Genomic DNA, 11,173 nt, shown 5'->3' with positions numbered 1-11,173 from the left:
TAGCTTAGGCACGAGATGGAAAGAAAGCCGGACTGGCTGCCCGGCTTTCCTGTCCAAATTTATTGTAATAGGAGGCAGCAATGCAATGAAGCGAGTTAAGATCACAGTTCTAAAAACTACCCTGGACAGGGAACTGGCCGATGAATACGGTGTGGAGAGCCTTACCGCCTGTCCCATGCTCCAGGCAGGTCAGGTCTTTTATGCCGACTATGCCAAGCCGGCCGGGCTGTGCGACGAGGCCTGGAAGGCCATCTATCAATACGTGTTTGCCCTGGCCCATGGGGCGGAAAAGGAACTATTCTATTATGGAGATTGGATCCGGAAGCCCGGCATAGCCATCTGCAGCTGCAACGACGGCCTGCGGCCGGTTATCTTCAAGCTGGAGGCCACCCAGGAGGAGGCTAAGCCCAGCGATACCCCTGTGCGCTGACCGGCTCTGCCAGTTTCTTGCCCTGGACAAGTTCAAAAAGCTTGATAACCACTCATTCCTGTACCGAATTTTTGGTTAAAAGCGCGTCCCCCGTCCATTTTGGATGGGGGACGCGCTTTTAACTGTTCAGCATCAGCCGGACGTTACCGGGCCGCAGCCGGAGCCTTTGCCACCACCAGATACATCTTGAAGGCAGTGACAGCCTTTACCGCATGAGGAATTCCGGCGGGCATAATGATGGCCTCCCCTGCGCCCAGCGTGTGAGGAACGCCGTCAATAGTGATTTGAGCGGTTCCCTCCAGAATGGTGGCCATGGCGTCTCCCGGAGCGGCATGGGTGCTGATGGCCTCTCCTGCGTCAAAGGCAAACAGGGTGATACCCACGCCGGGCTGCTGAGCCAGGGTCAGGCTGACCACCTTTCCGGTTTCATAGGTCACCTGTCCCGCCAGGTCAAAGGGCTGTGCATGAGGGACATTTTTGATCAGTGCTTCCATGAGGAACGCCTCCTTTTTAGGGTCTTATGAAAGGGTGATTTGCAGCAGCTTACAGCCTCCCGGTGCAGCCACCGCATGGGATGCCCGGGCGGGAACCGCCAGACAGTCCCCCGGGCAAAGCCGGTGGCTGCCGCCCTCCATGGAGATATGCAGCTCACCCTCCAGAACATAGTAGAGGGTATCGCCAAAGTAGCGCTCCTCGCTGACGCTTTCCCCATCGCCAAAGGCCAGAAGGGTCATTTGGCATTGCTCCCGCCGGCTCATGGACATGCTGACCACCCGGCCGGGCTGAATGCAGATAAGCTGAGACAGCGCTTCCGGCTGCTGCGTGGGCAGATTTCGCAGGGCTTCCACAGGCCTCACCTCCCTTATGGCCGCAGTATACCCGATTTCAGCAGAAAATTCCGTTGTATCTGCAACAAAACTCAGGTTCATCATTCACGCTTTCAATTTATAAACCCGGTTTCTGCCGCTGCCCTCCGCCATAACAATGTCCTCGGCAATCAGCTTCTTCAAATACTCCCGGGTCCGGGACGGCTTCAACTGGATATAGTCTGAAATCTCACCTGTCCCCGCGCTGACATGGTCTGTCAGGTACGCAATGATCAGCCCTTTCTTGATCTGCACCAGCGCCGTCCTGGGGACGCCTCCCTTTCCCAGCGGCCTTTTCCTGCTGAGCTTCCGAAGCGGCAGTGTCAGCGTTGTCCGCTCCGGTGCAAATTGCTCCTCAATGGCGGGCTGGGACCAGTCCAGCTTTCTCCATACGGAATAGATGCTCGGAATACCGCTGCCCGCGCCCTCTCCGATGTTGATTAGGTTGAACATTCTGGTCAGCGCCGCATTGCGCGGGTCGGAGACGCCGCCGCTTTTGGCTGTCTCCACCTCAATGCGAAAACTGCCGGGGTTGGAAAAGGCGATGCTGTCCCTGCGCTTGACGATAGAGAGTCCGCAGGCGCCGTAATAATCGGCGTTTACAATGCAGTTGGCCAGCGCTTCCCGCAGAGCGCCGTGAAGAGACGCCGCATCCGCCTGTTCCTCCTGCGCGGCCCCGGCGGGAGGCTTGACGTCCCGGACTATTTTTTCATACACGCGGAAGTAGAATTCATAGAGATTGCCGCTCCAGCCGCCGGCGGACGAGGTCATTCGCTCCATACAGAGGCCGCCCGCGCCGGTCTGCTCCTGGTAGTCAAGAAAATAGTTGGGAAATTCTCTGATGATCTCCTGCTCCCGGCCGAACATCAGCAGCCCGGCGCCTGTGGGGTGCGGTTCGCCATTTGTCCCTCTGCCTGCTGCGCCCAGCTTGCAGAGAAACTCGGTATCCTCCAGCGTCTCCCACACATGGCCGGGACGATAGTTTCCCATGCGGGTGCGGTAATGGCGTACGCTCTCTCTATCCAGTCCCTCCATTGGGATATGATCCAGCACCTTCATATCCTGAGTCTGTATTGCCGCGTCCCGCAGCATGGCCTGGACTTCTTCATATGTGCACCTGTAATCACCCTCGCCGCTGCGGCGGTAAGCTCCGCGCAGAGGGCTTCCGTCGATATATACCGGCCTGTCATACCGCTGGGCCCGGGGCACCGTAATGGCAATGATATTGTCTCCATCGATGTTGACAACCTGAACCTGCCTGTTGGTCAGAATATTGACGCTGACCTTTTGAGGGTCGTTGATGATGCTCCAGAATTCCTGAATGAGGCGCTCCGGCGCAGGGAGATTGACAGTGTGCAGGGAGTGGTCCGCATGCTCCTCCACGCCAAGGAGAATCATCCCGCCGATGGTATTTGCAAAGGCAGAATAAGTCTCCCAAATGCTCCGGGGAAGGCCGCCAAGAGCTTTTTTGGCTTCGATTCGGTTATTCTCGCGGTATTGCTCAATCTGGGAAAAATCAATCATAGCCCGCCTCCTTCGACATCAGCCTCTATTCCGGGATTGTCGCCTACCCGCCCGTCCCGGACGAAGTACGACAAGCATATCATAAACCCGCTGTTTGATCCACCCGTGCGCAGGCGGTCTGGTTTGAAAATCCCGCGCCCATGTCCCCGGTTACGGCCCTTCCGTAAGTTCCTGTTCCAGCTGGGGGAGCAGCAGCTCCTGATAGCCGTCATATCCCCGTCGGGCGACTGCAGCGGCAGCGGACTCCAGCGCCGTTCCCCTGCAGCACTGGAGCAGTGCCAGGCTGCTGCTGCTCAGCTTTACATCAGAGCAGCACCGCTCGTAGTCCTCGGGCGTCATATGCCAGGGGTGCAGCAGCCGGGGATAGCGTGCCCACAGCTGCACGGTGATGGACAGCCCTTTCCCGTCAAAGTCTCCGGAGTAAAACAGCTCCGTACCGCTGTCTGCCAGCAAATCCAGCAGGCGCAGCGCCGCCACAGAGGGCTGCCCTGACGTACAGATCAGGGGCGCACGGAACCGGGCGGCCTCATCACAGAGCTGGGAAAAGACCATCTCGTTTTCCACAAGATATGCCCGCTTTGTGGGGCTGCGGGCGCCGCTGAGCCCAGACAGGCTGGCCAGAGACAGAGTGCACGCCTCATGCCGCTGCCGGAGCAGGCGGTAGGCGGGGTGCTCCCCGTCCTCCGTGTCCAGAACAAGCCCTACCTGGGTGACCAGGCTGGAGATGCTGTCGCACAGGATGCCGTGTTCATAATAGAGCGCGTCCCGCTGCTCCGCCCGGTCTGGCAGCTCTCTCCCCGCGCTATGGGCCAGCAGATGCAGGAACAGCTTCCCGCTCACCGTTCCGCTGTCCAGCGCATGAGGATCCGAGGTGGCCTCCGCGCTGAGCACGGCCAGCCGGACCGGCTGCTTCGTCCGGTTTTCCAGGCAGTCCATGCTCCGGCAGGCCCGCATCAGGCTGACGCTTGCCGCCTCCGGTGCTCTGGCCGCCTCCCGGCGGAGCAGCCCGTATCCGCCTCCCTGCCGCGCCTTCAGGGACTGGAGCCAGCGGATGCTGCTCTCTCCACGGGCAGCATCCGCTGCCTGACCCAGCAGGGCGGAGAGGCGCTGATCCAGCGCCTCTCTGGCCTCCCGTTTGGTCGTAATCTCTCCGCCGAAGTATGCCTCCAGCAGCTCCCGCAGACAGACATCCTGGAACCGGGTCTGCTGGAGGGCCGCTTCAAACTGCGACGACGCAAAACGGAGGGGCTGCGCAAAGGCTCTGCCAAAGAGAAGCCGGGCCGCTTCCCGTTCCTCCTCTGTGGCGTCCGGCAGACAGATTGTTCCCGCCGGCCGGCCATAGCGCTGGTATTTCTGCCGCAGCTCCGCAAGAAGGCGGCGATATCCGGGGTGAGCGCGGAAATACTCCACGCACGCTTTCACTTGTTCTCTCATTACGCGCCGTCCTCCAAAGCTCTCTGCGCGCCATTCCAATGGTAGTGGAGAACGGTGACCACCGGGGTGTTAGGCGGATGGTGCATTTCCGCAATGTCCAGGTCGGTTACGCAGGCGTAACATCCCCACAGGAACTGGGAATTCATGATGTAATCAAACTCCAGAATCCCAACCAGCTCAAACATGGCACTGATATTTTGATCGTCCACACAGGCAAACGCCTCGTCCAGCGCCATCAGCCGGGGGCATGCCTCTCCGCCCTTCAAATACTGGGCCGAGACCGCCGCAAACAGCGGCACATATATGGCCATAGCCTTTTCGCCGCCGCTGAACCAGTTAAAGGCCCGTTCGGTCAGCTCCTTCCTGTCTCCGTCGCCCTGCTGGTAGAACAGGCGGAATTCATACCAGCTGCGGTAGTCCAGCACAGAACGGATCAGGTCTGCATAATTGACCGGAATTCCCTGGATATGGGCTTCCTCCCTGGCCCGCTTGACCTTGCTGCGGAAATGGCCTGAAACCCGCTGGCTGTCCTCCGGAGTGAGCAGCGCCCGGTCCTTATTCAGGAAGGTGACCAACTGGGCGGTATCCAGCTCCCCCGCGCCCTCCGACTTTTTCTCCTTCCATTCCAGGCTGAACTTCAACCCCATGGAGGTGGTCAGCCCGGCCATCAGTCCGGTCATGTTTCTGGTCCACTGGGCGCTCTCCTCAATGCGGGCGCGCAGTGTATGGCTGACGGTCTCGGTCAGAATGTTCTCAAACAGCTCCCGGTCCTTATCGTCCAGCAGGGCCTCTGTGGTGTCGATGTCGGTTTGCAGGGACTGGATGAATTCATAGAGCGACAGCTCTCTGCTGTTCTTCTTCAGCGTGATGACATAGCGCTGCCGGAGCTGGGCAGGCCGGCCGGGCGGGTCAAACCGGATTTTGATCTCGGGATGGTAGTTGGAGAGGCTGCCTCTGTACCGCTGAAAGTTGCTGGATATGGCCTCCCCCATCTCTGCCACCGTGCGGCCCCGGGCAGAGGCCTGGGTATTGCTAATCGCCTGCCGTGCGCACTCGTCAAGCCCCTGATCCCGGTTCAGTTCTGTAAAGCCCAGGTCCAGCTCCTCCTTGAAATAGCCCTCCAGATCCTGCTCGTCGATCACCGCGTCGGTCAGTCTCTGCTTTCTCCCCTGTATGGCCTCGTCCACTCTGTCCAGCTCTGATTTCAAACGGATGCACTGGTTCCCTGCCTCCCGGTTTTCCGCATCCTGAACCTGGATCTCCCGGTCCAGCTGGGCCAGGCGGCTGGCGCGCGCCCGGTTTTCAGGCTGGTTTAAAAAGTCCTGCAGCTCCCGCATGGCGGCCTGCTGAACAGAGATGGCATTCTGAATGTTATAATTGTCCTTCTTCTTGTTGTCCGCCTGATCCCGCAGCTCGTCGATTCTGTCCTGCTCGCTCTGGCTGGAACAAATTGCATAGTTCAGCTTCTGCCGGCTGCGTTCCACCACATTCAGCGCCTCTTGATAGCCGTCGGCGGCCTCCTGCGCCTCCTGATAGGCCTCCACCGTTCGCTCATAGGGCAGGCCCATACTTCGGCTGCGGCTCTCCTGGTCCAGGGCGGCCCAGGCCTGTTTTGTCTTTTGTTCCTCGTCCAGGCACCGTTTTTTCTCCTTCTCTGCCTGTTGGAATGCGTTTTGGGCCTTCTCCAGCTGTATCAGAGCCTGGTCCAATTCCTCCGCAGTGGGCATTTGTGACCGCTCCAATTGCAGCTGCTCCAGCCGCGCCCCGAGGTCGGATATCTTGCGCTGTGCCGCCTGTATCTCAACTCCCAAGCGTTTCAATTCCTCCTCCAGAGCCTGAAGCTGTCGCCTGCGGTTTTCCGCCCTGGCGGCCGCCCCCACAAACCCAGCCGGGCCCTCCGCCCGGCTATGGCCCCGGACCATGCCGCAGCGGAACCGCCCGTCCTCCAGCAGGGCGGTCTCAGCGCTCAGATCAGAGCGGGATATACTGCGCAGACAGGCGGCGGCCTCCTGAGGAAAACGACCCGCGGCGTCCGGGATCAGGCTGTCAATGGGATCGGCAGCAGCGGGACCGGGTACCAGGAAGCGATCCGGATACTCCGCCAATAGCTCCTGTATCTCCGGAATACGGTCGTCAGGCACCACCAGAGCGTCCAGCAGTCCGGCGTCCAGCAGCTGGGCCTCCAACAGGGCCTGGCGCTCCTGGGGCAGGCCGGGCGCGAACTCCACCAGCTCGTACAGAGGCGCGCAGGGCACCCCCCGCATCATCAGCTGAATGCGGGTTGCTTCGGTCTGCTCCCGGCGGGGCGGGATGGGTTCCGGCTGGCTCTCAATCTGTCTGCGGTGGTACTCTAGCTCGCCGCACTTCTTCTGCAGCTCGGAGAGAACGCCCTCCGCCCGGATCTGCTCCCCCCGAAGCGCTGACGCCGCCTTTCGTTCACAGCCGTCCAACTGGTTGCGGATGGGGGTCCAGTCCGCCGGAGTGCGGTAATCGATAAGGCCGCGGCGGAGCTCCAACCAGATTTCCTGGGGAATTTCCAGCTGGGTGTTCTGATCCCGGCGCTGCGTAAACGCCTCTAGCAGCTTATCCCGCTCCGCCCGCTCCTGTACCCGGGTATCCCGTACCCGGCGCTCCGCCTCCTGTGCGGCGTTCTCCGATTGATCCAGCGCCTGACAGGCGGCGTCATAGCGCCCTCTGGCCGTCTCTGTCTGCCGCAGGCAGTCCAAAACCGCTTTAATTTGGCGGGTCCGCTGCTTGAGCGCCATCCACAGGGCTTGGTGATCCCTCTCCAGGCACTCCGTCTGAAGGCTGCGGACATATTGCTCGTGCTCCTGCCCCAGCATCAGCAGCTCATTTTGGCCGTTCAGCTCCCGCATGGTCAGGCGCAATGCAGCCCGGGCGTCCTCCTCTTCCCGGTTCATCTGCCGCAGCCGGGCCTCCTTTTTCTGAATGCTGTCCTCCATTTTTTGCAGCTGTTCCTGGCCCTGGCCCAGCTGTTCCTCCAGATGTTTGCATGTGTCCGCCATATGACTGAGCCGGTTCTGCTTGGCAGACAGGTCGTCTTCCCCCATGGACAGCCGCTGCGCCCTGGCCTGTTTCAGCAGCTGATCCGACCGCCGCATGCGCTTCGTCTGTTCTTCCAGCTGCCGGGCTATATCCTGCCGCTGGCGCTCCCCGTCCTGCAGCTGGCCGCGCAGGCTCTGGGTCCTGTTCCGCGCGTCCAGATAGGCCTGGCCCTTGCCAGCCATTATGTACTGATTATACCGGGTATACTCTCTGGCCATGATTCTGGCGTCCTGGACCGCGGTGTTGTAGCTGTGCAGGGTGTCCTCCAGATTATCCATCTGCTCCATGGTGCTGACCATGGCGGAGAGATCCTCATCAGTCAGCACCTGGAGGGACTCGTTGAGTATCTTTTTCACCTCAGAAGGCCGAAAGTCCTTGGAGAACTTGGGGGCGCGCACCAGGATCAGCAGCTGCACCAGCCGATCGTACTGCCGGATATCCCGAAAGCCAAAAATCTGGGCGTTGACCATCTCCTTGTATTTTGTCTGGCTCTCCGCCCAGCAGCCGGCGTCTCCAATCAAATTGCGCAGTTTCTGTTTGGTGAGGGGCAGCTTCTGCTTCCCCACGGTCTCATACAGCTGAACACCGTCGTCCCCGATTCGGCGTCCGTCCCGCAGGCAAAAACCCCAGAAGTCGATTCCCTTCCCCTTCTGAGCCCGCATTCCCACGCCGATGGTGCGGTATTCCTCCACCCCAGGCTTCCTGAACTCCAGATACAGATATCCGGTGGACTCGTCCCGCTCGTTGTCCCCCAGAAGATAGAACTCCATCTTGCGGTCCCGGGAGCCAAAGGGATCCAGCCGCTCCGGCCGCCGGTCCCCATCCAGGATGAAGGGGATAAAGCTCTGTGTGGTAATGGATTTTCCGGCGGCGTTGTTTCCCCGCAGGAGAATGTGTCCGTTGTGCAGCTGGAACTCCTCCTGATCATAAAGCCAGAAATTGAGAAAGCCCAGTTTATTCATCTTCCAGCGGCTCATCTTCATCCTCCCCATGCAGTTCATTGTGATAGGACGGTGGATAATACCCCACAAGCTTGCCCGCAGCCGGATAGAGCAGTATGTCCTCCTCCAGCGTCTCCAGCAGCATCCAACCGGCCATATAGGCGGTCAGCTCCTGGACCAGCCGTTCCAGCGACATGGCGCGGATTTGGGACCCCCATCCATTCCCCCACTTTGACCGGCACGCCTCGATCTCATAGCGGAATTCCCGCCGGGTCAGCACCACAACGTCGTCCGCCCGGCGATGATAGGCCCCGCTTAGAATCCGCTCCCGGAGCTGTCCGCACAGCAGCAGGGCCACGTCAGACAGTGCCCTGGTGCCAGGGTAGAGCATTCCGCACCGTTCCCCCTCGGACATCAGGAAAAATGCGCCGTTTTTATGGAGCTGCAGTTCTCCGTCCAGCGCCTTGTCCAGGCTGGAACTGATGACCCGGCGCTGGTTTTTGACATACTCGTAGTCACTTTGGTTCTCTTCTGAGCAGTAAAGACCGGGGGTCAGCGCCAGCTGCTGATACACCCGGTGCCGTCTGCGCTCGGTGCTCTCCCCTTCCCAGGAGAGGGCTTCAAAGTCCTCGATGGTCTGGCATTGCAGGATATCCCGCCCAAAGTGGACCGGAAAATGCCGGGACAGGCCAGTATTTTCATAGAGCACCTCCTGCTCCTGATTGCCGCCAAAGCCTGCGCTGTTTCCGTCGTAGGCCACCACCAGCCCCACCTCCTGGGCGTACTGAAGGACCCGCACCAAGGACTTGCGGTGCAGAAACTGAGTCCAATCCACCGGCTTTACCTCGGCTAGAAAGGTCTCAATGGCTTTGGTCAGCGAGGAGAGCAAAAACGGCGCGCCGTCATCCAGGTCTGCGAGAAACAGAAGCAGCGCGCACAGCAGGCAGTAGTCCAGGGGCTCCTGGAAGGACTGAATTCCCATCCAGGACATGGCCCTAGGCGGCACTTTTTCCAGCTTGACCACCGATTCATTGACAATCAGATTCCAGCCCAGAGATTCATTGACCAGCCTGCGGCAGTCCGGCAGAGCCCGCTTCAGGGCAAAGTAGAGCTCCCGGTCCCTCCGGCGGGTGACCCAAAACCGATCCAGCAGAGCGCGAAATTCATCCATGGCCGCCCTCCTCAAATATCAGCACGCAGTTTGGCATGGTCAGCGTCCCATCGGTACAGATCATACGGCAGGTCTGGTTCTGCCGCCTGTGCAGCGTATAGGACTGCCCATACTGGGTCCGTCCCCTGTGATCCGGACTGAAATTGGCGGCAGCTACCCAGGACAAAAACACCCTGCGCACATCCGGGGGCACAGGGTCGTCCAGCGCGGCCAGGTCCAGCCTGCCGTCATGGATATATCCCATCACCTTCTGGCGGAGCATCCGTTCCTTCTCCAATATCTTCTGACGCTGCGCCGCCTTCTCCTCACTTTTGTCCGCGAAGCCGGAGCGGTCCAGGCGGGGTCTGTACGAGCGCGTTCTGGGCTGAAGGAGATGCGAAAAGGGCGCCTCGTCATAGGTGCTCAAATCCGCCCGGTCCGTCTCCCGGACGGCCGTGAAGGCAAAGTGCCGGACCTGCTGTACGCCAAACGCCAGAGCGGAAAGCCTATGGGCCTCCTCCACAGACTGGAACCCGGCAAACAGTTTGAGCAAATGGCTCAGCTCCGCCTTGTTGCTCACCCCCATGTTCTCCATCTGTACCAGCAGAGCCGCGTTCTGCACGGTCCGGCGGATGACCTCGTTGGTGACATTCAGCACTTGGCGGGCCGTGGAATCGCTTCCGACAAACCAGTCCAGCAGAGAGCGCCATACCCCTTCACAGCGGGCGTCCAGCTCATTCTGCCAGCCGGACGCCTGCTCCGACTGGGGCCGTGGGATCTCCAGCTCACTGCGCCGGACCAGCTCCAGAATATGGGCCGTCTCCTCCGGTGAAAATCGCTCCAGCTGGGCGCCGATCTGCGCCACACTGTGCTGGAGATCCTGAATAAATTCCTCCAGATAGCGCACAAGGTTCTGTTTGTAGGCAATGAAATCCACTGACTTCATCTGCATTTCTGTGCCGGGTCCGTAGAATTCCCGAAGATAGTCCTGATGGCTCTGGCTTAAGCGCTGAAAATCCTCCTGCAAGTCCTCCCACCAGGCCTGTATCTCCCGGAGGGAGAGGCTGTCCAGCTGTTCCGCCCTGTACAGATCCTCCCGGATGCGGCGGAAAGGGCTGACAGAGAGGCCGGCGGTCCGGGTGGATAGGTTCTCCAGAGTAATGGTCATCCGCTCAATTTCAACGGCCGGCTGGGACATCATGTACTGGAACTGACGGTTTTTAAATTCGGCGATTGTCCGGGGCTTGCGCGGGTCCTGAATCGGCGTAAGGTTTCTCCACTTCACCAGCTGCTGCAAATCAAGCGTCAGCTGCTCCGGGGAATACTGCGTGAAGCAGGCCTGCTGGCGTAGCAGCGCAAGTACAGTATCCCGGTCCATCTGGTAATGCATTTTCTGGTGCTCCAAGTAGAAAATCCGCATAATAGTGCGGTAAACCAAGTAGTTGTCCGCTGAGAGATACCTGGTCTCAGAGATATTCTCCAAAAGCTCAGCCTGCATCATAGCAATCGTCCTTTATTCTCAGAATTATGTTCCCAGTTCTGTGTTACGGCGAATGATTTCTCTGCTTGGCTGCTATTTTACACTATAAACTGTCCTATTTTCCGGACTTTTTAGCGCTGTCCGAATCCCTCCGGGTTATCCGGCATATTTACGGCCTGGCGCCCTTTCCCCACCCAGCCGGGAGCGTAATGCCGTCATAGTCAATACGGCGCCGAAAAAGTCTGCTCCGGGCAGAGGGCAAACGCCTGATATCTCTGACCG

General features: G+C 59.6%; 8 protein-coding genes. 1 reads left to right on the top strand and 7 read right to left on the bottom strand.

What is annotated here, in order from left to right:
* The first annotated feature begins 85 nt into the window (after window positions 1-85).
* Complete coding sequence (locus Q0K06_RS06585) at window positions 86-430, top strand: TIGR04076 family protein (RefSeq protein ID WP_294550204.1); 345 nt, start codon at window positions 86-88, stop codon at window positions 428-430.
* 143 nt (window positions 431-573) lie between these two features.
* On the opposite strand, the gene Q0K06_RS06580 is transcribed toward Q0K06_RS06585, so the two are convergent.
* The 7 genes from Q0K06_RS06580 to Q0K06_RS06550 form a co-directional block, all read right to left on the bottom strand.
* Complete coding sequence (locus tag Q0K06_RS06580; RefSeq protein WP_294550202.1) at window positions 574-924, bottom strand: cupin domain-containing protein; 351 nt, start codon at window positions 922-924, stop codon at window positions 574-576.
* Window positions 925-948: 24 nt separating this feature from the next.
* Entirely contained in the window at window positions 949-1,278 is a 330-nt protein-coding gene (locus tag Q0K06_RS06575; RefSeq protein ID WP_294550200.1) for a cupin domain-containing protein, read from the bottom strand.
* An 84-nt stretch (window positions 1,279-1,362) separates the two neighbouring features.
* Window positions 1,363-2,820, bottom strand: coding sequence for an RNA-binding domain-containing protein (locus tag Q0K06_RS06570; protein ID WP_294550198.1), 1,458 nt, complete (start codon window positions 2,818-2,820; stop codon window positions 1,363-1,365).
* A gap of 150 nt (window positions 2,821-2,970) precedes the next feature.
* Window positions 2,971-4,254, bottom strand: a complete 1,284-nt coding sequence (locus tag Q0K06_RS06565) for a TIGR02679 family protein (protein ID WP_294550196.1) — start codon at window positions 4,252-4,254, stop codon at window positions 2,971-2,973.
* A complete protein-coding gene (locus Q0K06_RS06560; protein ID WP_294550194.1) occupies window positions 4,254-8,297 on the bottom strand; it encodes a TIGR02680 family protein in 4,044 nt (1,347 codons plus the stop codon). The genes Q0K06_RS06565 and Q0K06_RS06560 overlap by 1 nt, the downstream gene beginning before the upstream one ends.
* On the bottom strand, window positions 8,275-9,432 hold the full coding sequence (locus tag Q0K06_RS06555; RefSeq protein ID WP_294550192.1) for a TIGR02678 family protein: 1,158 nt from the start codon (window positions 9,430-9,432) through the stop codon (window positions 8,275-8,277). Before Q0K06_RS06555 ends, Q0K06_RS06560 begins: the two co-directional genes overlap by 23 nt.
* Window positions 9,425-10,912, bottom strand: coding sequence for a TIGR02677 family protein (locus Q0K06_RS06550; RefSeq protein WP_294550190.1), 1,488 nt, complete (start codon window positions 10,910-10,912; stop codon window positions 9,425-9,427). The genes Q0K06_RS06555 and Q0K06_RS06550 overlap by 8 nt, the downstream gene beginning before the upstream one ends.
* Window positions 10,913-11,173 lie beyond the last annotated feature (261 nt).

The organism is uncultured Pseudoflavonifractor sp., from assembly GCF_944387805.1.
Taxonomy (GTDB): domain Bacteria; phylum Bacillota; class Clostridia; order Oscillospirales; family Oscillospiraceae; genus Pseudoflavonifractor.
Note: the sequence above shows the minus strand (reverse complement) of the source record. Positions and strands in the feature narration are given on the sequence as shown.

Excerpts from the sequence above, each read along its gene's own strand:
- Q0K06_RS06555 (WP_294550192.1), bottom strand. The coding sequence starts at position 9,432 with ATGGATGAATTTCGCGCTCTGCTGGATCGGTTTTGGGTCACCCGCCGG.
- Q0K06_RS06570 (WP_294550198.1), bottom strand. The coding sequence starts at position 2,820 with ATGATTGATTTTTCCCAGATTGAGCAATACCGCGAGAATAACCGAATC.
- Q0K06_RS06585 (WP_294550204.1), top strand. The coding sequence starts at position 86 with ATGAAGCGAGTTAAGATCACAGTTCTAAAAACTACCCTGGACAGGGAA.
- Q0K06_RS06560 (WP_294550194.1), bottom strand. The coding sequence starts at position 8,297 with ATGAGCCGCTGGAAGATGAATAAACTGGGCTTTCTCAATTTCTGGCTT.
- Q0K06_RS06565 (WP_294550196.1), bottom strand. The coding sequence starts at position 4,254 with ATGAGAGAACAAGTGAAAGCGTGCGTGGAGTATTTCCGCGCTCACCCC.
- Q0K06_RS06550 (WP_294550190.1), bottom strand. The coding sequence starts at position 10,912 with ATGATGCAGGCTGAGCTTTTGGAGAATATCTCTGAGACCAGGTATCTC.
- Q0K06_RS06580 (WP_294550202.1), bottom strand. The coding sequence starts at position 924 with ATGGAAGCACTGATCAAAAATGTCCCTCATGCACAGCCCTTTGACCTG.